Source organism: Spongiibacter sp. C9W (genome assembly GCF_057370015.1).
The window spans coordinates 1,998,466-2,020,412 of the sequence record NZ_CM170672.1; the positions used below are offsets into that span (position 1 = coordinate 1,998,466).

At 57.0% G+C, this 21,947-nt stretch carries 17 protein-coding genes and 1 tRNA gene; 9 read left to right on the forward strand and 9 right to left on the reverse strand.

Annotated features, from left to right (window positions below):
• The first annotated feature begins 89 nt into the window (after positions 1 to 89).
• Positions 90 to 2,096, forward strand: a complete 2,007-nt coding sequence (gene rep, locus AC2Q8J_RS09560; protein ID WP_486451152.1) for a DNA helicase Rep — start codon at positions 90 to 92, stop codon at positions 2,094 to 2,096.
• 1 nt (position 2,097) lies between these two features.
• Here the strand turns inward: rep and AC2Q8J_RS09565 are convergent, their stop codons facing one another.
• Positions 2,098 to 3,000, reverse strand: a complete 903-nt coding sequence (locus AC2Q8J_RS09565; RefSeq protein ID WP_486451153.1) for a S1 family peptidase — start codon at positions 2,998 to 3,000, stop codon at positions 2,098 to 2,100.
• Positions 3,001 to 3,154: 154 nt separating this feature from the next.
• Positions 3,155 to 3,583 (reverse strand): c-type cytochrome, encoded by a 429-nt coding sequence (locus tag AC2Q8J_RS09570; protein WP_204995020.1) that lies wholly within the window; start codon positions 3,581 to 3,583, stop codon positions 3,155 to 3,157.
• A gap of 199 nt (positions 3,584 to 3,782) precedes the next feature.
• Here AC2Q8J_RS09570 and AC2Q8J_RS09575 point away from each other — a divergent pair.
• From AC2Q8J_RS09575 to AC2Q8J_RS09585, 3 genes are all read left to right on the forward strand, one after another.
• Positions 3,783 to 3,859 (forward strand) — tRNA-Arg (locus AC2Q8J_RS09575).
• Between the two features lie 321 nt (positions 3,860 to 4,180).
• Positions 4,181 to 5,599, forward strand: a complete 1,419-nt coding sequence (locus tag AC2Q8J_RS09580) for an SDR family NAD(P)-dependent oxidoreductase (protein WP_286837377.1) — start codon at positions 4,181 to 4,183, stop codon at positions 5,597 to 5,599.
• Between the two features lie 22 nt (positions 5,600 to 5,621).
• A complete protein-coding gene (locus tag AC2Q8J_RS09585; protein ID WP_486451154.1) occupies positions 5,622 to 6,545 on the forward strand; it encodes a TIGR01777 family oxidoreductase in 924 nt (307 codons plus the stop codon).
• A 341-nt stretch (positions 6,546 to 6,886) separates the two neighbouring features.
• Here AC2Q8J_RS09585 and bamJ read toward each other — a convergent pair whose 3' ends face one another.
• Positions 6,887 to 7,582, reverse strand: coding sequence for a BamJ family beta-barrel-assembly machinery protein (gene bamJ / locus AC2Q8J_RS09590; RefSeq protein WP_286837381.1), 696 nt, complete (start codon positions 7,580 to 7,582; stop codon positions 6,887 to 6,889).
• A 197-nt stretch (positions 7,583 to 7,779) separates the two neighbouring features.
• On the opposite strand from bamJ, the gene AC2Q8J_RS09595 reads away from it, so the two are divergent.
• Positions 7,780 to 8,547, forward strand: a complete 768-nt coding sequence (locus AC2Q8J_RS09595; protein WP_486451155.1) for a hypothetical protein — start codon at positions 7,780 to 7,782, stop codon at positions 8,545 to 8,547.
• A gap of 8 nt (positions 8,548 to 8,555) precedes the next feature.
• Here AC2Q8J_RS09595 and AC2Q8J_RS09600 read toward each other — a convergent pair whose 3' ends face one another.
• Positions 8,556 to 9,053, reverse strand: a complete 498-nt coding sequence (locus AC2Q8J_RS09600) for a TIGR02444 family protein (protein ID WP_486451156.1) — start codon at positions 9,051 to 9,053, stop codon at positions 8,556 to 8,558.
• Between the two features lie 45 nt (positions 9,054 to 9,098).
• Between AC2Q8J_RS09600 and AC2Q8J_RS09605 the strand changes: the two genes are divergently transcribed.
• A complete protein-coding gene (locus tag AC2Q8J_RS09605) occupies positions 9,099 to 10,979 on the forward strand; it encodes an ATP-binding cassette domain-containing protein (RefSeq protein ID WP_486451157.1) in 1,881 nt (626 codons plus the stop codon).
• A gap of 19 nt (positions 10,980 to 10,998) precedes the next feature.
• On the opposite strand, the gene AC2Q8J_RS09610 is transcribed toward AC2Q8J_RS09605, so the two are convergent.
• On the reverse strand, positions 10,999 to 11,655 hold the full coding sequence (locus tag AC2Q8J_RS09610; protein ID WP_204994770.1) for a glutathione S-transferase family protein: 657 nt from the start codon (positions 11,653 to 11,655) through the stop codon (positions 10,999 to 11,001).
• 136 nt (positions 11,656 to 11,791) lie between these two features.
• Here AC2Q8J_RS09610 and AC2Q8J_RS09615 point away from each other — a divergent pair, with 136 nt between their 5' ends.
• Positions 11,792 to 12,418: a class I SAM-dependent methyltransferase gene (locus AC2Q8J_RS09615; RefSeq protein WP_027873251.1), complete on the forward strand. Its 627-nt coding sequence runs from the start codon at positions 11,792 to 11,794 to the stop codon at positions 12,416 to 12,418.
• Between the two features lies 1 nt (position 12,419).
• Here AC2Q8J_RS09615 and AC2Q8J_RS09620 read toward each other — a convergent pair whose 3' ends face one another.
• Together AC2Q8J_RS09620 and AC2Q8J_RS09625 are read right to left on the reverse strand one after the other, a co-directional pair.
• The gene (locus tag AC2Q8J_RS09620) at positions 12,420 to 13,076 is read right to left on the reverse strand and encodes a 2OG-Fe(II) oxygenase (RefSeq protein ID WP_288363741.1); all 657 of its coding nucleotides are present in this window, start codon (positions 13,074 to 13,076) and stop codon (positions 12,420 to 12,422) included.
• Between the two features lie 68 nt (positions 13,077 to 13,144).
• Positions 13,145 to 14,017, reverse strand: coding sequence for a hypothetical protein (locus tag AC2Q8J_RS09625; RefSeq protein WP_486451158.1), 873 nt, complete (start codon positions 14,015 to 14,017; stop codon positions 13,145 to 13,147).
• 106 nt (positions 14,018 to 14,123) lie between these two features.
• On the opposite strand from AC2Q8J_RS09625, the gene argA reads away from it, so the two are divergent.
• Positions 14,124 to 15,431: an amino-acid N-acetyltransferase gene (gene argA / locus AC2Q8J_RS09630; protein WP_486451159.1), complete on the forward strand. Its 1,308-nt coding sequence runs from the start codon at positions 14,124 to 14,126 to the stop codon at positions 15,429 to 15,431.
• Positions 15,432 to 15,450: 19 nt separating this feature from the next.
• Entirely contained in the window at positions 15,451 to 16,182 is a 732-nt protein-coding gene (locus AC2Q8J_RS09635; protein WP_288363738.1) for a 16S rRNA (uracil(1498)-N(3))-methyltransferase, read from the forward strand.
• Between the two features lie 3 nt (positions 16,183 to 16,185).
• Here the strand turns inward: AC2Q8J_RS09635 and AC2Q8J_RS09640 are convergent, their stop codons facing one another.
• Both AC2Q8J_RS09640 and AC2Q8J_RS09645 read right to left on the reverse strand, forming a co-directional pair.
• Positions 16,186 to 16,665: a CheW domain-containing protein gene (locus AC2Q8J_RS09640; protein WP_288363736.1), complete on the reverse strand. Its 480-nt coding sequence runs from the start codon at positions 16,663 to 16,665 to the stop codon at positions 16,186 to 16,188.
• Positions 16,662 to 21,947, reverse strand: a complete 5,286-nt coding sequence (locus AC2Q8J_RS09645; RefSeq protein ID WP_486451160.1) for a hybrid sensor histidine kinase/response regulator — start codon at positions 21,945 to 21,947, stop codon at positions 16,662 to 16,664. Before AC2Q8J_RS09645 ends, AC2Q8J_RS09640 begins: the two co-directional genes overlap by 4 nt.

Consider the following 21,947-nt stretch of genomic DNA (forward strand, 5'->3'; position numbering starts at 1 on the left):
AACAGCTGCGCTCAGCGCGTGGATAGCGGTGTCGAATTAACGATGGCACTGCTACAATTGCCAGCCTTTTTTCGGCCCAGTGATTTAGCGTGAGCAAACTCAACGATCGACAACGCGAGGCAGTTCTGTACATCGACGGCCCGCTGCTGGTATTAGCCGGTGCAGGCAGCGGCAAGACCAGTGTTATCACGCGCAAGATGGCCTATTTGATCGAAAAATGTGGCATTCCCGCCCGGCATATCGCGGCGGTTACCTTCACCAACAAAGCGGCCCGCGAAATGAAGGAACGAGTGGGCACACTCGTCAAAGGCAAAGCCGCTCACGGCCTCACCGTGTCGACCTTCCACAACCTCGGCATGAATATCCTGCGCCGTGAATACGCCGCACTGAAATACAAATCGGGCTTCTCAATTTTTGATGCGCAAGATGCCCAGGCCCTGATTCGCGACCTACTTATTCAAGAACACGGCAGCGACGGCGATCAAGCGGACCGTATCCAGCAACGTATTTCCCATTGGAAAAACGAGTTCGTTATGCCCGAGCAGGCCGTCGCTGAGGCGGAAGGCCCCGCTGACATGCTCTGCGCCCAGGCTTACATTCGCTACCAAAAAGCGTTGAAAGCCTATAACGCCCTGGACTTCGACGATCTGATCCTTTTGCCAGCGCTGCTGTTTGAGCAGCGCCCCGACATCCTCGACAAGTGGCGCAATAAAATTCGCTACATGCTGGTCGATGAATATCAGGATACCAATAGCGCGCAATATACGCTGGTGAAGCAATTGGTCGGCGACCGGGGCGGCCTCACCGTGGTGGGGGATGACGACCAATCCATTTACGCCTGGCGCGGCGCAAAACCGGAAAACCTGTCACTACTAGGCAAGGACTACCCTCACCTGAAGGTCGTCAAGCTTGAGCAAAACTACCGTTCTACCGCGCGCATTCTTAAAGCGGCCAATACCGTTATCGCCAACAATCCCCACGAGCTGAACAAGGCACTGTGGTCAGACCTGGGCTTTGGCGATCCCATCCGCATTATTCGCTGCCGCAATGAAGATGCCGAAAACGAGCGGGTGGCAGTCGAGATTCTCGACCACAAGATTCGCACCGGTGGTCGCTTTGGTAATTACGCCGTGCTGTATCGCGGCAACCACCAGTCACGCCTGCTGGAACTCAAACTACAAAGCCACCAAATACCTTACAAGCTGAGCGGCGGTACCTCCTTCTTTGGTCGCAACGAGATCAAGGACATCATGGCCTATCTGCGGCTTATCATTAACCAGAATGATGACAACGCCTTTCTGCGCATCGTCAACGTGCCGCGCCGCAAAATTGGTACCTCAACACTCGAAGCCCTGGGGAGCTACGCCACCGAGCGGGAAATTAGCCTATACAGCGCCTGCGAGGAAATGGGCTTGGCTCAACGACTGCCGGAATCGGCCATCACCCGCCTGCGTGAGTTCACTCAATGGCTGGACGGGATGCGGCGGCGCTGCTACGAAGATGACGCCATCGCAGCCGTTAAACAGCTCTGCAACGATATCGACTATCTGGACTGGCTGATACAAAACAGCTCATCGGTCGCCGTCGCCGAGCGACGCATGAACAATGTGCACACCCTTATTGCCTCGCTGGAGCAAAACCTCAACGACGAGGAACGCGACGAGAGCTTTGAGGAAGCGATCAGCCGACTGGTGCTCCGCGATTTAATGGAGCGCCAGGCCGACGAGGAAGAAAGTGCCGATCAAGTGCAGCTGATGACACTGCACGCTGCAAAAGGCTTGGAGTTTCCCCACGTGTTTATGATCGGCATGGAGGAAGGGCTACTACCTCACCAAAACAGTATCGACGATGACATGGTGGAAGAGGAGCGACGGCTCTGCTACGTCGGTATCACTCGCGCCCAGCGCACGCTGACGATGACCTACTGCGCCAAGCGCAAAAGCTTCGGTGAATTTACCAGCTGTGACCCCAGCCGCTTTTTAGCTGAGCTGCCGCAGGATGATGTCGAGTGGGAAGGTCGCGCCGACGCCGACCCGGCGCAAAATCAAAAACGCGGCGGTGAAACCTTGGCCAGTCTGCGCGACATGCTTGGCTGAGTTAGAGATCCCCGCCGGGGCGAAAGTCTGACCAGGTAATCAAGCTCAACCCCTTGTCGACAAAGCCATTGTCCTTGGCATAGCGCAACGCCCGATCAAGATTAACAACGCCGTTTCTCAGCGGATCGAGTCGCACACCAACAGAAAGCACACTCGTGGCTGCCAGCGCTCGGCCCTGACTGTCTAATACCGGCCCGCCACTGTCTCCCGGCACCGCAGGCGTATCAGTAGATACGCTGTAAGACCAGCCCCCACCTTCAACCGCAACAATACTCCCCACCATCGTTTCTAACTCCCGAACACCAAAGTGCAGCGACGAATGGCCGTAGAGAAAAATATCCTCTCCCACGTCAGCCGTGCCAGTGGCCAGCGCAACGGGGCCACCAAAAGCGACGGTGGCAGGATGAATATTCGCAATATCATCGGGGTGCAGTTTTACCAGGGCAAAGTCGTTGTAGCGGCACGCATCTGAACCGGGGGTTTCACCCACCTCTTGCATCGCCCGCCAGCTGCTATATACCAGCTCCGCTGGCTGCTGAGCATTTTCGACTATCACCTGATTAAAGCCGATATCCAAGCTGCGGCTCTCACAGGGGTCAACCCCGCTGTTGGTGTCTGGGCTAAAGCAATGTGCGGCCACCCCAAGAAACACCGTTTCGGCGTTGAGCTGGTAGAGGAAATTACTCGTGCAGCTGGAGCCGTCGGCAACAACCTCAACACCGGGACGTATCTGAGTCGCCAGCGGCTCGCCAAAGCTCACGGCTCCACCATCGCCACTCACCGGCGGCTGACCGCCCCCTGTTGGGGCCTCCGGTGAACTCGGCGTATTACCGCCGCTCGAGGAGGAGCCACCACAGGCGGCTATCAAGCAACCTGCCGCTATCAGAATGAGTACCTTATTCATCACGTTTCGCCTGCCCCGCTCGCTAGTTACTGCATAATGTACGCAGCTATTACTCAAAACTCTACGAAATGTCACAGTGTGTAGATGCCGCCAGTACCTTTTTCAACGCAAAAAAAAGCCGCGACTAGCGCGGCTTCGGCAGACTGAATAGCAATTACTTGCTGTTCTCAATCATGTAGTCGACGGCGGCGATCACCTCGTCGTCTGAGCAGCTCATGCACAGGCCTTTCGCCGGCATCATGCCAATGTTGCTGAAACCGTTAATAGCATTAGCATAGACGGCGTCCAAACCTTTTTCCGTGCGCGCCGCCCAGTCAGCAACGTCACCCAACTTTGGCGCACCGCCCGCGCCAACCGCATGACAGCCCTGACAGCTGCTGGTATACACTTCTTCGCCGGACTTCGCCGCGCCGCCCGCAGCCGCCACGGTGGCGCCACAGCTGCTGTCGCCTTGCAAGCAAACTTGGCCAGCTGGCGCGATGCGAGACTCAACCTCTGCACGCTGCTTATCAGTCATTGCCCATGCTGAAACACCGGCCAGCAACGCAACGACCACTACCAGCATTTTACCCATCTGATTCATCACGATTTTCCACCCTCTCGAAATTGCGGCTGCTCAGCCTAAAAATTCTGCTGCGCATTATATCCACATGCCGCCTATTACTCCACTGACCAAAATGCCGCAGCCCAAGACCCGTGCAGAACCGGTGGCAAGGCGTGAATCTGCCGAAATTCCAAATTGAGAGTCCCACCTTGCTCTGCTATAGTTGCGCGCTGCTAAACCGCCCGTAGCTCAGCTGGATAGAGCGTCGCCCTCCGGAGGCGAAGGTCAGAGGTTCGAATCCTCTCGGGCGGGCCATTCGCGGCCTCTTCTCCTTTCTCTTCTGCAGTGCCTCACCCCTTCGGCCTAATATTATTGCCAAAATTCTCGATAGGGCTTTGTTACCGGCTATTAGATAATGCGTCTCTCGGATGGATCCGACGGTTTTGCCACGAAGGAACGCAGCTATGTTTAATAACACCCTGAATAACCACCTTATGATTCTCACCGGTGCCATGCTGGTGTTGGCCTTATTCCTCCCAGAGATTCACTAAGCCACGGCCTTACCGACACCACTCGTCCTTGATCTGTAAACATTTGCACCGCGTAAATGTGATAAATCCTTCAGGGAGTGACGAGATGCAACAGCAATTGTTTGAACGTATCCGGGTACAGCGCGCCGTGAGCGACTGTTATTCGTACCTGCGCGACTTTTCCAACATCGAGCAGTGGGATCCGTCGGTGTATCGCGCCGAAAAACTCGCGGGTGCCTCATCGGTGCCCGCTAGCTATCGACTCAGCTTTAACAGGCCCAGCAAACAGCTGACCATGCACTATCGGGAAACCCACGCCGAGGAAAATAAATTGGTGTCCTTGGAGGGCTATTCACTGGCAGATGAAGGCGGTGACAACCCCGGCCGTCTGCACGCCGTGGACGATATCGAATTTGAAGCACTCGGGCCCGAACTAACCGAAATTCGCTACCGCGCAACGCTCACCTTCGACGGTTTACCGTCGGCACTTTCTCCGCTTTTCAAGCCCGCCCTTAACCGGCTCAGTAAACGCGTGGCAAAAGGGATTGCCGATGCCTTGAACCCGAAGCCGAGCCCCAGCGCCAAGCCCAAACTGTCAACGCGTATTCACGACCAACTTATCCTGCCCGGCGCAATAAATTTCAGTAAACACGGCTATTTAAGCATGGCAGACAAAGCGCTGAGCGAACGCATGGACGGCAAGGTCGTGGTGTTAACGGGGCCTACCAGTGGCTTGGGGCTCGCCGCGGCTAAGCTTCTGGCCGGCCTGGGCGCTACGTTGGTACTACTCGGGCGCGGTGACGAGCGCTTGCGGGACTGCACTCGCGACATTATCAACAGCAGTGGTTGCGAGACCAGCAACATACACTATTACAACGTCGAGCTATCCTCCCTCGCACAAACCTCGGCGACGGCCAAACAGCTGCTCACGGACTTTCCAAACATTGATGTGCTCATCAACAATGCCGGAGCACTGTTTGCTGAACGCGAAGAAACCGAAGAAGGCAACGAACTTGCCTTGGCAGTAAATCTGCTCAGCCCAGTGTTGCTGAGCAAGCTGCTTTGCCCAGCCTTTACTGCCAATTCACGCATCGTCAATATTGTGTCTGGCGGCCTGTATTTGTCGGCCCTTCGCCAACACGATATGCAATGGCGCAAGTCGAAGTACAACGGCAGTGGCGCTTACGCAAACGCGAAGCGAGCGCTGCTGTGCTATACCCAAATTCAACAGCAAGAGACTCTGCCAGCCACCTACGCTATGCACCCAGGCTGGGCGGCCACCCCCGGCGTGGAAAAGTCACTGCCTGCGTTTAACCGACTGATGTCCGGGGTGTTGCGCGACAGCCGAATGGCTGCAGATACCGCAGTTTGGCTGGCATCCGCAGCGAAATTACCGCGCAGCGGAGCGCTCTGGCTAGACCGGCAGCCGCACCCGACGTCGGTAATACCGGGCACCGAGCCCAGTGCATCGCAACAAGCCTGGCTAGAACAGTGGCTAGACGACCAACTGGCGCCGTATCTATAACCGGGTAGCCAAGGAGCACGTTATGGGAACACAACAGGAAAGTGTCGCGGTTATTGGTGCCAGCGGCTTTATAGGCCAGGCACTATGCTGCCAACTGCTCGCTCAGGGCTACAAGGTGCACGCGGTGGGCCGCTCGAAGGCCCATTTACAAGCAATTTTTGAGGAGTGGCAAGCTGACATCCAGCTGCATGATTACAGCACCTTGCGTGAGACCGACGCCCATATCGTGGTGAATCTGGCCGGGGAAAACATTGCCGCAAAGCGATGGAGCGCACAGCAAAAAGACCGGCTACTTAGCAGCCGCCTCTCAGCAACTGAGCAAGTAAACGTCGCGGTAAAACACTGGCCGTCACTTCACACCTTCATTAATGCATCGGCGATCGGCATTTATGGCGACGGCGGTGACAAAGCGCTCAATGAAAATTCCCCAGTTGGCCGAGGATTCTCTGCTGAACTTTGCCAGCGCTGGGAAGAGAGCATCAACAGCCCCTGCAGGACCATTATCGCCAGGTTTGCGGTCGTGCTGGACAGAGACAGAGAGGCAGGCGCTCTGGCGAAAATGCGGCCGGCCTTTTCACTCGGTGTTGGCGCCTACTTCGGCCACGGCAAGCAGTGGCAGGCCTATATCCATCGCCATGACGCCGTTAAAGCGCTACTTTTTTTGATTGAGAACAAGGAGTTAGAGGGGCCGTTCAATATCAGCGGGCCTGAGCCTGTCACAAATCGCGAGTTCAGCCGGTTACTGGCAAATAAACTGCGGCGGCCCCTGCTGTTTTCAATTCCTGAATTTGCCGCAAAGATCCTGTTTGGAGAAATGCGGGAGTTATTCTACAGCTCCCAACGCATTATTCCTGACGGCTTACTGAGGGCAGGTTTTTCCTTCGACTTTCCCACCGTTGACCGTATGCTCGACGATGCGCTCCAACACCCCGACAGTCACCAGTAGACGATGTCTCACATTATCTCGCTCTGATCTCGTCTGGTGGCAGAACGAGGAAAAGCTATGATGAAGGTGTCAAGGATGACACCGGTGCATACAAGGACGTATCGCACCACTTGGGTTTTCTGCTAGGCAGTGAAACACCCCATTTTGCAGAGACGGCTTTGCAGCTCTTTCCCAAACTTTGCACAATGGCGGCGTTATACCATCGCTCAGCAAAAGCTCCCTGAGGCACTATCTCCGATCTAGAAAGAATTCACCCCAGCGAATACTGGGGTTTTTTTATTGGGGGTAAAATGCCAATAAGGGCTCTCTGAGCACCCGCACAAAAGAGCCCTTATCTTCTTTTACTTGCCTTTAATGCCCAGCAGTTCCACTTCAAAAACCAGTGCCGCATTGGGGCCAATCATCTGTCCCGCGCCACCAGGGCCGTAGGCCAGGTCAGAGGGGATAAACAGTTTCCACTTGGAGCCGACCTTCATCATCTGCAGCGCTTCAGTCCAACCCTCGATCACACCATTCACAGGGAAGCTTACGGTTTCACCGCGCTGATAGGAGCTGTCAAACACACTGCCATCCAGCAATGTTCCCTCGTAGTGCACTTCTACCGTGTCACTCTCGCTCGGGCTCGCGCCATCTCCTTCAGCCAGTACCTTGTATTGCAGGCCACTATCGGTGACAACAACACCCTCGGCAGACGCATTTTCAGCCAGAAATGCTTCGGCTTCTTTACGGTTTGTTTCAGCCAGGGCCTGAGATTCTACCTGACGTTCGGCCATCTGCTTTTGCTGGTAAGCCTGCAGCGTTGACATAATCTCTTCATCGCTCATTTTCAGCTCACCGCCGGCAATGGCGTCGCGTACACCCGCGCTAAATGCATCGACATCCAACGGCAAGTCGTCGCCGAATCGCGAGCCAATATTTGCGCCAATTCCGTAGCTTACCTTCGCAATCTCGGAATCTAATGATGGTTCAGAGTTATTGCCACCGCAGGCAGCCAGCAACCCGCTCATTACCACCGCACCCACTACTGTTTTTTTCATGAAACTACCTTAGTTTTCAGGGAATTGGGAACCGCCGAGTCATTCGGCGACACCTGTGTCAGACCATAGTCTGCCACAAGCGTTCACATAGACACAGGCGCAGACAAAAATTGGCGCCAACCAGCAGATAGCTTCCCGCCAACAAGTTTGTATAATGGAATTTGACGGTTTTTTAATCATTCCGCGGGCCCACAAATATGGTATTCAATAAAAAGAAAGTAAAAGAGAAGCCCCTGGCCGAGCTGCAGCGCCTCCAGTCAGAACTGGAAACGCTGCGTGCCAAACAGCTCGCCACCCTAGAGAAACAACTACAAGCCATTGAAAAATCAGTAGAAACGCAGAAAACAAAAACAGAAAAGGCGCGCCACAACCACAGTGAAGCGAAACAGCGGCTGCGCGACAAGCAAGGCGAGAAACCCAGCCTGATCAAGCGGGCGGAAGATAGCCTGACCAAGGCCCAGCAACAGCTGGACGATGCGCAAACCCAGCTTGCAGAGCTACGCAGTGAAGCATTAAGCCTAAAGCTCCAGTTGCGCAAAGAAAAAGCGGTTATAAAAGCGATGAGCGATGCCGAAAAATCGCTCAAAGCGACAAAAAAAGCGCCAGCCGTGACCAAACCGGCAAAAGCAGCTGCAACAAAAAGTACCAAGGCCGCGCCGAAAGAAAGCGCCTCCCCCTCTCCGACCAAAGCCGCATCAAAGCCGAAGCCGAAGCCGAAGCCGAAGTCAAAGCCGGAACCAGCAGCCGCCAAAAAGCCCGAAACGCCTGTAACGCCGGCCAAAAGCCAGGTTCCGCCGAAAGCAAAAGCGCCAGCCACGCCCAAAAGCGTTGACGCTACCAGCACTACCGCAACGCTGGCGAAGAAAGCCACACCACGACAACGTCTGCCAAAGCGGATGAGCGACATTCCCAGCCACCCGAATAAGGCCGAAGACCGCCTGGCAAGCCTGTTCGACGATTTCTAACGCCGCCCTCACCGGTCTGTGCGTAGTGCTCTGACGAGACGGTCGAGCATAGACTTCTCGGCGGCCCCGGCAACAGCGCGGATATTACGTTGCAATAATTGCCGCGTTGGCGCTTGCTCTGGATTCCAAGGCAAAACTAGCTCCGCGAGCTGTGACAACTGCCAGCGCTCGGCCGCAAGCTCCGCCTGTTTCAAGCTCTGATAGGTATCGCGCTGCCGCTCACAGGCCTCGCCGTCCAACGGTCGATTGGCCCGCCGCAACGCGCGAAGCGGTTCTATCAGCGAGGCCTGCAGTGCGCTCGCGCCGCTAGCCAGCACTTGCACACGCGACCCTGTCAGCGGTATGCCGCGCTCGGCCAGATAGGCTGCAACGATAATTAACAGTACGTTTGCCCCAGCTTCATCCTGCAAGGCCACGCAGCATTCGGCGACGCCATCGCGCGCATACCGCTCAAGCGCATAGTCCCACAACACACTGCTTTGTGAAGAATCTGTCTCGCTTGCCATAAAATCTGCCGACTCGCCCATACACCCGCGCTATAATCGCGCCCCATGATTGAACTGATAAATCTCAGCTTACAACGCGGTGGCAAAGCCTTGCTAGAGGAGGCGTCGCTGCGCGTGAATCCGGGCGAGCACATGGCGCTGGTTGGTGCCAATGGCAGCGGTAAATCCAGCCTGTTTAAACTGCTGTGCAATGAACTCAGCTATGACAGCGGCGACCTGCAGATGCCATCGCAATGGCAGATCGCGCAAATGCGCCAGGAAGTAGAGGCCAGTGACCGGCCAGCAATCGAATATGTGATTGACGGCCACCAGCAATACCGCCGCATCGAGGCCGATATCGAGGCCTGCTCTGACGACCATCGCCTTGCCGAGCTGTTGGCGGAGATGGAGCTGATCCACGCCTACCAAATTCGCAGCGACGCCGAACAACTCCTGCAGGGGCTGGGCTTTGCGCTGACAGAGGTGGACAAGCCGGTCAGCGACTTTTCAGGTGGCTGGCGCATCCGCCTCAATCTAGCCCAGGCCCTGATGTGCCCATCAGACCTTTTGCTGCTCGACGAACCGACCAACCACTTGGACCTCGACGCCAGTCTGTGGCTGGAACAGTGGCTGCGACGCTATGAAGGTACGCTGCTGCTTATCTCCCACGACCGAGATTTTATCGACGCCTGCTGCGACTTTGTCGTTCACCTGGAACACCATCAGCTCCATCGCTATCGCGGCAATTACAGTGCCTTCGAACGCCAGCGAGCAGAGCGCCTGGCGCAGCAACAGCAAGCTTATGAAAAGCAGCAGGCTGAGCGCGCCCATATGGAAGATTTTGTGCGCCGCTTTCGCGCCAAAGCCAGTAAAGCCAAGCAGGCACAAAGCCGACTTAAAGCCCTTGAGCGCATGAGCGAGATCGCCCCCGCGCATGTGGACTCCCCCTTCCATTTTCGCTTTTATGCGCCGAGCCAGTACTCCGACCCGCTGCTGGGACTCAGTAATGCCGCGCTGGGGTATAGTGAGCCCTTACTCAACAAGGTAAACCTGAGCATTCACCCAGGCAGCAGAATAGGCCTGCTCGGTGCTAATGGCGCGGGTAAGTCGACTCTAATGAAATCCCTCGCGGGCACGCTAGCGCCACTCAGCGGGCAGCGCCACAGCGGCGAACACCTGCACATGGGCTATTTCCACCAACACCAACTGGAGTCTTTGGATCTCAATGCCAGCCCGCTGTTGCAGCTTCAGCGTCTCCGGCCCGACGCCCGAGAGCAGGATATTCGTAACTTTCTCGGCGGCTTTAACTTTAAGGGTGAGCGCGCCGAGGGTAGCTGCTTACATTTCTCCGGCGGTGAAAAAGCGCGCCTTGCACTCGCCATTATTGTTTGGCAGCGGCCCAACGTCTTGCTACTCGATGAGCCCACCAACCACCTGGATCTGGAGATGTGTCACGCGCTCACCAGCGCCCTCCAGGAATTTGAAGGTGCGGTGATTGTGGTCTCCCACGACCGCCACCTGTTGCGCAATACCGTCGACGAGCTACTGCTTGTCGACAATGGCTCGGTTAGCCCCTTCGACGGCAGCCTGGATGACTACCGCCAATGGCTATTGAGCCGCAACAGAGAACTTGGCGATAAGCCGCAGTCGGCCAGCACGGCGCCCGTTGTCGACAAGAAGAAAGCGCGCCAAGACGCCGCCGCGAAACGCGCAAAACTGGCCCCCCTCAACAATGAGATCAAAAAACTAGAGCGGACACTGCAAAAAGTCGCCGAGCAACTGCAGGCCATAGAAGCTCAGCTCGCCGACACCAGCCTGTACGACGAGGCCAACAAACAAGAATTGAAAACACTATTGGCTGAGCAGGCGCGCCTGCAAACAGAAAACAACACTGCAGAAGAGGCGTGGCTGGAACTGCAAGAACAACTGGAAGCACTGGCCGACTGAGCCTGCCAATGCTAGCGGGCTACTTGCCCTGAACCATTGCCATGAAGGCCGCCATGGCTTTTTCAGACTCCGCATCCAGCTGCTGGCTGATGGGCATCTCCGCCATGCGCGCTTTCCACTCAGGCAGACCGGCCACTTCGGCGCAGATATCTCGCTGATACAAGGCGCCGCTAACCAGCTCAACAACGACCAGAGCGTAGCGCAATACAATATCCGCAGCCGTCATCTGCTCACCCATAACAAAGGGCTGAGGCGAAACCAGCGCCGACAGCGCCCGAACGCCCTTGTCGAGTGCCTCAGCAACCTCGGCGACAACGCTGTCATCGGCTTTTGCTGCCCCCAGCACCGCTGGCAGCAACCGGCGAGCAGGAAGCTCTAAATACAGCTCGATAATCTTCATTAACTCCCGACACTTCGCTCGCTGCCACTCGTCACTTGGGAGCAGCGGCTGGTCTGGGTAGCGCGCATCCAAGTACTCCACTATCACGCTGGTCTCTGCGAGGAAGCCCTGATCGGTTTCAATGCAAGGCACCTTGCCCAGTGGGCTCTTGCGCAGGTAGTCGGGCTCGGCACTCGGGTATACCGTGACCTCGTCAAAATCAATGCCCTTATGCAACAGGCTGTGCTTAACCATGTTGAAATAATTACTCACAGCAAACCCATAGAGCTTAAGCATGTTGTTCTCCAGATCGAGGTAATAAGCTCATCAGTATAGACACGCGACACAACAGAGTGAAAGCTGACAGTATGGTAAGTTGCTCACCGACAGGACTTTGGCTAAGGTTTCGCTTCCGTATTTTTTGGTGAACACCATGCCCGTTTCTCTGCCCATCGATATCGCCCTTGTGAAAGGCTTTCTCGCCGATGACGAAGCCGATGCCCTGTACCGCCACGGCTGCGAGCAAGCCCCGCGGGGCGCCCTGTTAGAAGTGGGCAGCTATTGCGGGAAATCTACTCTCTATCTTGCCAAGGCTTGCCAGGATAGCGCCCCAGAGAGCGGTGTTGTGTACGCCGTTGACCACCACATCGGCTCAGAAGAACACCAATTGGGGGAAATGTTTCACGACCCCGAGCTGTACAACGCCAACGACGCCCACTTCGACACCTTTGCAGAGTTTCGCCGAAATATCCGTCGCGCTAACTTTGAGCAGTGGGTGGTGCCGCTGGTTGCGCCCTCCGAAGTGTGTGCCAAGCATTGGCAAACCCCGTTAGCAATGGTCTTCATCGATGGTGGGCACAGTCTCGAGGCAGCCCTAAACGACTACCGGTGCTGGACAAGCCACATTCAACGCGGCGGCATTCTGGCTATTCACGACCTATTTCCCAACCCCGAAGAGGGCGGTCAAGCGCCTATTGCCATCTATCGCTTGGCACTTGCCTCCGGCTTATTTGAAGCGGTCGAGCGTGTGAATAGTCTGGGTATTTTGCGGCGCCTGTAAGCTACGACGGTGGGTCGATGTTTGCCCCCAAGCTCGCATTGACCCGAAACCAACCTGCAATGCTATGGCGCAGGCGCGCGGCGGGGAGCACTTCGTGGGGAACCGTCTCGCTGAGGAACACCACCAGGGTTCCCATCGTCGGCTTAACCGACGCCTCCACCTGACCGTCACCACTGTATATCAGCAGCTCACCGCCATCGGCAGAACCCCACTGCGGATTGAGATAAAACACCGTCGACAGTACGCGGTTGCTACGTCCGCGAAAAGCGTCGACATGTTTTTTGTAAAAACTACCCGGAGCGTAGCGCGCAAAATGGCACTCATAATCAAACAAGCCGAGAAAAAGCCGCCGATTGATACCGACGCGCAGCATTTCCATCCACGCCAAATACCCCGCCTCGCTCGGCTCGCTGTCAGAAAACCAGCGTATATGGTCGCTGCGCACAAAGTCATCGCGCTGATAGGCCTGCTGTCGCCCCACTCCCGCAGGGCGGAAGGCACTGTCATCCAGAGAAGCGACTCGCTGCTGCAACGGACTCGCTAAGCGGCTGGGAAGCGCAGATTGAATAACCGCATAGCCGCGCTCCGACAGCGCCGCTGCCAGCTCATCAAACATCGCTTCGCGCGACTGCGCGCTGTCCAATGGCTCTGTTGCCACACCACCCCCAGAAATAGCGGCTAGAAAGTCGCGGAGTGTAACCCGCGCCAGCCCTGCCAATACATCTTTTATTTGAGCTGCCGCAGCAACAACAGTAAATCAGGCAAAAACTGCAAGTAGCTGCCGTAATGCCAAAGTTGCTCGCGCAGCGGCGGACGCAGCTGGCGATGCACCTCGTCTAACAATCGGTGCAAGCGTTGCCGACGCCACATCCGGTTCATGCCACACTCAACAAAGGGCGCAGCTAGCGGTGTCAGCAGTAATACGCCCACCATCCCCGCCGCCGCACCACTGATTGAAACCCATGCGGGCACACCAACCCAACTCGACCACCAAGCGGCTAACCAGCCTTGATTTGCAATATATAAAGAGCTGGCTGCCGACGCCCCCAACAGAGACGCGCTGCCAAACAACACTTTGTCACTCAGGCCTCTGCCGGCAAGCCCGAGAGCGAGGAACACCAGCATATCGCGACTGCTATCCTGGCTTAGCCCCCATCGCGCGACGGCTTGCTTCAGGCGCCGCTCAGCCAACCCTGGCTGCAAGGGCGCCAACTCGGACTGCAGCTGCGCGACCGCATTGGGGTCGTAATTTGGGTGAGACGCCAGCCGATTCATCAGCAGCGTTTGCAGCCCATAGAGGTCAATCACGTGGTCTGCCAACAGCCGGGCAACAGCCTGCTCTTTACCGGTAAGCGGCCTGACGCTGTGAGGTCTGCGGCGAACGATCCGCCACAGGCTGCGTGGCAGTGCCGCTAAATCCGCCGGAATATCTCGGCGGTGCTGCCAGTGACGGCGCACAACGGCGGGCAAGGCTCTGAACTCGCGACGGTACACCTCATCCAGCCGCTCATGTGCTTGCAGGAAATGCCGGTCGATATCCTCGGCCAGCTCGCTCGCCCACTGCTCCACAGCCTGCGAAGGCTGCCGGCTAGGCCTCACCGCGGCCCCCTGCACTCACTAGGCCCAAGCATTTTTCAAAAATGCCTTGTAAGCTACTGACCATGCAAACAAAATACCCCTATTAACACAGCAAGCGGCCACCGCCATGTCAGAACACACCGAATACGTGAAATGGTTTAGAAATTCCGCACCGTATATCAACGCCCACCGTGGAAAAACCTTTGTACTGATGCTCGGCGGCGAGGCGATAGCCGATGCCAATTTCGCGAATATTGTGCACGATATCGCTTTGCTAAACAGCCTTGGGGTGCGGCTGGTGCTCGTGCACGGCGCCAGACCTCAGATAGAACAGCGCGTCAGCGACGCAGGCCTGTCCAGCCAATTCCACAATGACTTACGCATTACTGACGAACAAGAGCTGCGCTGCGTAACCGATGCTGCCGGCTCACTGCGCGCCCATATCGAAGCCCTGCTGTCGATGGGCGTTGCCAACTCGCCCATGCACGGGGCGGCCATTCGCGTTTGCTCAGGCAACTTTGTCACAGCCCGCCCGATGGGCGTGATCGACGGAGTCGACTTTAAGCACACCGGCGTGGTCCGCAAGGTCGATGCCAGCGCACTCCGCCAGCAGCTGGATCAGCAGGCCATCGTATTGTTGTCGCCACTCGGCTATTCGCCAACGGGAGAAATCTTCAACCTGAGCGCCGAAGACGTCGCCGTTCATACCGCCGCGACCCTAAAAGCCGACAAGCTGATTTTGCTCACTGGCGCCGCAGGTTTATTAGACAGCGAACAGCGCCTGATCCGCCAGTGCGAATACCGTGATGTCGATGCCGAACTGCAACGACAGCCCACCCTGGGTAGAGACAGCATCGTGCAGGCGGTTGTTGACGCCGGAGACCTGGGCATTGATCGCTGCCATATGGTCTCGTATTCCGAGGACGGCGCCCTATTGCAAGAGCTCTTTACTCGCGACGGCGCGGGTACGCTGGTAACCCAGGAACATTACGAGCAACTCCACACCGCCAGCATTGACGATATCGGTGGCATCTTAGCGATAATTGAGCCGCTGGAGGCGAGGGGCGTATTGCTGAAACGCTCGCGCGAGTTGTTGGAAAATGAAATCGGTCATTTCAAGATTTTGGTTCGCGATGGCATGGTCATCGCCTGCGCAGCACTTTACCCTTACGCCGAAGCCGGCGCCGGGGAAATAGCCTGCGTCGCCACGCACCCCGACTACCGCGGCGCCGATCGCGCCGAGCGATTGCTGGCCCAACTTGAGCGGGAAGCCCAGCAACAGGGGCTAAACCAGGTTTTTGTACTAACCACGCAAACCGCTCATTGGTTTCAAGAGCAGGGCTACGTGCAATGCCCCTTTACCGAATTGCCCGAAGCCAAGCAGAAACTCTACAACTTTCAGCGCAACTCAAAAGCGTTTATCAAAGCACTGTAACGGGGAAGGTAGTTAGATAATGCGAATTCCCCGAATCTATACCTCGCAAGCCCTAAGCAATGGCCAGCAGCTTGAGCTGGAGGAGCGCGCAGCACACTACCTGCTGCAGGTGCTGCGCATGAAAGTGGGCCGCTCTGTGCGCCTGTTTAACGGCGACGGCAACGACTATCTGGCCACCATTTCCGACGCCAACCGGCGCCAGTTGTGGTGCTCGGTCACTGATGTCGACAGCTCGCAGGACTGCGAGTCACCGCTGCGAATTGAGCTTGGCATTGGTCTCTCGAAGGGCGACCGTATGGACTGGGTTGTTCAGAAAGCGACTGAACTGGGCGTTGCGCGGATAGTGCCCTTGCGCAGCGAACGGGTCGATGTGAAGCTCAATGCCGAGCGCGAAGAAAAGAAATGGCGGCATTGGCAGCAAGTCATGATCAGCGCCTGCGAACAATCCGGCCGCAGTCAGCTGGTAGATGTCGCCGCCCCTCAGGAACTTGAGCACTGGATCGATAGCTGCCGCGCCGATTACAAAGCGGTACTCAGCCCTCACCACGGCGAGGATGTCGCTCCGCCGCCGGCCCCAAAAAGTGTTGCCTTATTGGTGGGCCCCGAAGGCGGACTCACTGACGATGAGGTTGCCCGTAGCATCGAGCTGGGCTTTCACTGCATGGCCATGGGGCCGAGAATTCTGCGCACCGAAACGGCACCACTGGCGGCGATCAGTGTTCTTCAGGCGCGCTGGGGAGATTTTGCCTAGCGATCACTCCGCCTGCTCTGCAGGGGAGAGTTCCGTGAGGATCTTTTCCTCAAGTACATCAATATCCGGTATCAACAAGCGTTGACCATGCACTTCAACGTCGGCAAAAATCGCCGGCTGGTCCTCACAGTGGTCCAAGGTTTTAACATCGCCGGCGTGAACACTTAACAAGTGGGGCACCGACGACAGCAAGATCGCGTAGTGCGGCAGCCGCTCGCGGTCGTTGAGTCCGGCCATCACCGCCACTTGCCGGATCGCTGGCTCTGCAGGCAACTCACCGTCGCGCAAGCCCTCAAAGCACACCAGTGGAATCTCGCGCTGGCGCCAGCGCAACATCCCCAAGATGAAGGTCGATGACATGGCAGAGCTTAACTGTCGCGCACTGGCAACCTCTACCACGCAGCTATTGGGTAGCAGCAGCCCGCCACCGGCGATGGGCATGATCAGGTTCGCCAAGGAGGCATCAGGTAAGGCATGCATCATTCCGCGTCCACCTTCGACATAACTTCCTCAATCGCTTTTAACAGCTGTATTTCCTGATAGGGTTTACCCAGGAAGCGCGTGACACCCAAGCCTGACGCTCGCTGGCGGTGCTTCTGGCCGGTACGCGAGCTAATCATAATAATGGCAATGTCCTTGAAGCGCGGCGAGCTCTGCAGGCGGCTAGCCACCTCAAAACCGTCCATCCTCGGCATCTCTATATCCAGTAATATGACATCCGGCAGCGCGTCCATTTCCTGCAACTGGTTGACGGCTTCCAGCCCATCGCGCGCCAGCGTGACCTTCATCTGCTGACGCTCAAGTAAGCGCGACGTCACCTTGCGCACAGTCACCGAATCGTCGACGACCATGACATGTTTGACGGGAACGTCGCTGCTGGGCAACTGCCCCTGCATTTCAGAACCACTCAAGCGCCGCGTTGCATCGGCGCGGATGCTTGCCAGCATATCCAAAATCACCACCACACTGCCGTCACCCAGCACCGTGGCGCCAGACAATCCCGGCACGGCGGCAAACTGCGGCCCCAGTGATTTCACCACCACTTCCCGCGAACCCATCAATGAGTCGACCTGCACCGCGGTGGCCGGCTCGGCATTGCGAATCAGCAGTACAGGTTTCGGCTCCAACTGGCCCTCTAAGTGGGGGGCAGACACGCCCATCAACTGGCCCATATAGCGCAGCTTGTATTGCTGGCCGGCATACTCAAAATCCGGCCCACCATCTTCGTAGTAAACCTCCAGCTCATAAGGGCTGACGCGCACGATGCCTTCGATGTTGTTCAGCGGTACGGCATAGACCTCGCCCCCGACACTGACCATCAGTGCGCGGTTAACGGACACCGTAAACGGCAGTCGAATTTCAAAGCGACTGCCCTGGCCTTGCGAGGTGCTCACCTCGATGGAACCGCCGAGCTGCTTGATCTCGCTGTGCACCACATCCATACCCACGCCGCGGCCGGAGATCTGCGTAACATTGTCTGCTGTGGAAAAGCCCGCATGGAAAATAAAATCGAGTAACTGACGCTCGCTAAGTTCAGCCCCCGCTGCAACCAAGTGCATGCGCTCAGCCTTGGCCCGAACCGCAGCCAAATCGATACCCGCGCCATCGTCGCTAATCGTAATCACGACATCACCGCCCTGGCGGTCAAAGCGCATCGACAGTTCACCCTGAGCAGGCTTACCGCTTTGCTGACGCTGTTCCGCCGACTCTATGCCGTGGTCGATGGCGTTTCGCAGCATGTGTTCCAGCGCGGGAATAATCCGCTCTAACACCCTGCGGTCCATTTCGCCTTCGGCGTTGTAAACCTTGAAGTCGACGTCTTTATTCAGCTCGCCACACAGCTGACGAACGCCGCGCCGCAAACGCGGAACCATGCGAGAGAAATGCACCATCTGCGAGTGCATCAGGCCTTCTTGAAGCTCAGTATTTACTCGCGACTGCTGCAATAGCAAGGTTTCCATATCGCGACTTTTATCGACGACCGTATTGCGCAAATCGACCAAATCCGATGCCGACTCCAACAGTGCTCGCGACAGCTGTTGCAGCTGTGAGTAGCGGTCGAACTCCAATGGATCGAAGCCCTCAGCCCCCTCACTCTCCATTTGCTCCTGGCGGTGAATAATTTGCGCTTCGGTTTCCATGTCCAGCCGGCGCACCTGCTCCTGCAAGCGCTCAACGGTCATTTCCATTTCTTCCAGTGAGAAATGAACTTCACTCACCTGTTCTTCGATACGACCACGAGCAATCGAGGTTTCACCGGCGAGGTTGATCAAGCGCTCCAACAACTCAGAGGGTACTTTGATCATCTCCTGCGGGCCGCGAGCCTGTATCGCAGACCACTGCGGCGCCGTGCCTTCAGCAGGTTTAGGAGCCACTTCCTCCGACGCTGGCGCGACCTCTAAGGTCACAACCGGTTCTGCGGGGGTAGGGGCGGCTACCTCGGTGTCCAAACCGTCGAGCATTGCCACCAGTTTGTCTTGCGCCTGCTGAACAACCGGCAGCAAGTCCGCCAACGGCGCCTCGCCTTTGGCGAGGGATTCGGAGATTTCGGTTTCCATCTGGTGGGCGAAATCACCCATCGCCGTTAGCCCGGTAAGGCGCGCACCACCCTTAAAGGTGTGCAAATAACGCTGCACATCGTCTAGGTAGCGGGGATTGTCGCGATCTTCATCCCAACTGTGCAGGGCATTGTCCAAGCCCTCTAGTAAGTCCCTTGCCTCTTCCATAAAGATTTCGAGAATATCCGGGTCGATATCCTCAATATCGGCCGCGGGCAATGGCGCTGCCATCGCGGCACTGTCTTCAGGAAACTCAGCCGATGACGCAGCCGATGACGCAGCCGATGAAGGAGTAGCGGCAAGAGCAGCGGCGGGCGTTTCGACAAGCGCCGAGGCGTCGAAGTCGCGCAGCTGCTCAAGCAGCTCTGCATTCACCTCGGCACTGTTTTCCGCAGCAATTTGATTCAGGTCGTCCATCAGTTGGTCGAGGGCACGCTCGGTCAACTGCAAGAACTCGGCCGGTAATGGGTCGCGACCATGGCTGAGCAATACCTGCAGGGCCTGCGCTATTTCGGCGGTGCTTTCACTGCCAATATCCTCTGCGCGCTGGGCGAACTGCCCCATTATCGGCGCGTACTCCTGCATGACCGAGGCAGTTATCGGCTGATCGGCATCGCGAATTTTATCGATCAAGCCCTGAATATGATCGCCAAAGGTGAGTAAGAACTGATTTAGCGCATCAGGGGCTATTTGGCCGGCTTGTCGCTGGGCCTCGGCGGTTTCCGCCTGCGCCATCAAGCTGATTTCGGCCTGCTGAATACGTTCGCGCAACGCCGATGATGCCTCCAAACTGGAAGCCGGGCTGTGGCGCAAACGCTGCACTAGCTTGCGCGTTTCCGCCAGCACATCAGCGACCAACTGTATGAACGCTTCATCCACCGCGATGCGCATCGAGCGGGCTTCTTTTACCAGCCCTTCCAGCGGCGTAATAATACTGGCCACCGCCCATATTTCGGCCATTTTCGACGAGCCCTTCAAGGTATGTAGGGCGCGCTGCAACTCATCGCTGAGATGAACGGGATAGCTGTAAACACCTTGAAGAAACTGCTCAACCTGGCGCAGGTGAACTTCCGCCTCGCCGATAAACACGGCGGTTAGCTCGGCTTGTTCTCCGTCGCTGGCGGCAGGCGCCGGCGCACTGAGCTCCGGACTTTGCTCCTTTGCCAACAACTCAGCATCGGCAAGTAAATCGCGCAACTGCGACGGTGGTAAGGCCCTTTTATGAGACAGCTCTTCGATCAGCTCGGGGAGTATTTGAGCCGCTCGCTCAACCACACCAAGGCGCAGCGGATCCATCGTGAAGTAACCGTCGACAACCTTGTTGAGCATGTTCTCAATCGCCCAAGCAAAGTCGCCACACTGCTCCGCCCCCGCCATTCGCCCACTGCCTTTCAGGGTGTGGAAGGCTCGGCGTACGTCCGCTAACAGTGACGGCGATGACAGGCCATCGCGCCAGCGAGGTAACTTCTCGCCCAGGCTTGCCTGAACATCTCCAGCTTCCTCGATGAAGATATCGAGCACATCGGGATCTAGAGCCAGCTCTTCTGAGGTGGCGACGGGATCGACAAACTCTTCGCTCTCGTCCTCAGCTAAGGATGCCTCGTCAGCCGCCTTAACCGGCATGGCAACGATATTATCTGGCGCGCTTTGGTCGACGGGATAGCCCAGCCTTGCCACACACTCCGCAGCGACCCGAATCAGCCCTTGGTCTTCTACCCTCGGCCCGTCGGCACTGCGCTCCAGGTAATAATCAACGGAAGTCATTGCATCGGCCAACGCGTCGAGCATTGGCCACTCTGGCACCTGTTCGGCGTCCACTAATTGCTCGCGAATGTAATCCGCTGCCCGTCCCATCACCGCAGCGGCATCGGCGTGTTCGCTGGCCTGCAACGCGAGCGCCAAATCGCTGATACGCTGTGGCAAGCCCTGCAAATAGTGATGCTGGCATTGTTCTGCCACATAGTTGACGAGCGCTTCCTGAATGTCTGCCAATTCGGCGCGCGCTGCACCAATCGTCGACTGCTGCTCACCACTCGCCGGCAGTTGGGGTGCAACAGGCTCTGGCTCAACATCGAGCTGTTCGGCCACTCTCGCAAGCACGCGGCTCAAGCTAAGCTGTGCACTCTCAACCCCGGATTCAATACCGGCAGCCGCGCTGCGCAGCGCATACAGAGGCTGGATTAAGCCCAATATCGCCATGGCGTCGGCAATAACCTCGACCCGTTCATTTAAGCGACTGGCTTCAACGCCGCTATCCAGCTCTGCCGATAAATCCCGCAATGCCACAACCAAGCGCGGCTGGGCGGTGGCGATAAACTGCTGCTGGCCCTCAAAAGAGGTGAGACCGGTGGGGAAACCCTGAGTCTTGCGAAGCCGGCTCAGCGCCTCGCTCTCGTTGGCACTGCACAGTGCGTAGAACACAATATCGTCGAGCAAGGCATGTCGCGACGCATCGGAGGGTGCGCCGTTGGCAAGGGTGCGAATTTCATGCCCCAAGCGGTGCAGGAAGTCGATGCGCACCGCACCCGCGGGGAGACGATCAGCCTGAATCGCCTCAATAAGTACACTCGCAGACTGCCACAGCAAATAGCTGGCCTGCTCACTCTGTAAGCGCGCAACGCGGCTACAGACTTTATGCAGATAGGCGAGATTTTTGTCGTCGTCGCCACCGTCGAGGTAGGCCTTAAGGGCAATTTGGTACATTTTGTGAAGCTTGGCCATTAACTCAGCCAAGTCATCGCGCTGCAGCGAGGGTTCCACCGCGAGCTGTGTTTGCGAGGCCTCAAACAGCAGCCCCGAGGAAAGCAGGCGACCACCGCGCGCCGCGCGCAATTCGTTGAAAACGAGAATAAGATCGACCGGCAGTTCGCTGCGCGCATTGCGCAAAGAGTCGAAATATCGAGGTAACGCCTCACAGGCAACGGCAACTGCTTCCAGCAGGTCTCCGCGCTGCGCCACCGGTACGTCGCGCTCTATCACTCCGGTTACGGCAGCTTCCATTTCTGCCAGCAACAGCGCGGCACCGCTGAACTCGATCATTTGCAGCGAGCCCTGCACTTGGTGCAGCTGACCGCTGAGTGGCTCAAGCGTTGCCGGCTCACTGCTGTGTAACGCAGAATCGCGAATCATCGCAGCACATTGCAGCAGTGTGGCTTTAAGCTCTTCGCTCAGCCACTCCAGCGCAATAAAATCTCGGCGGTCACTCAT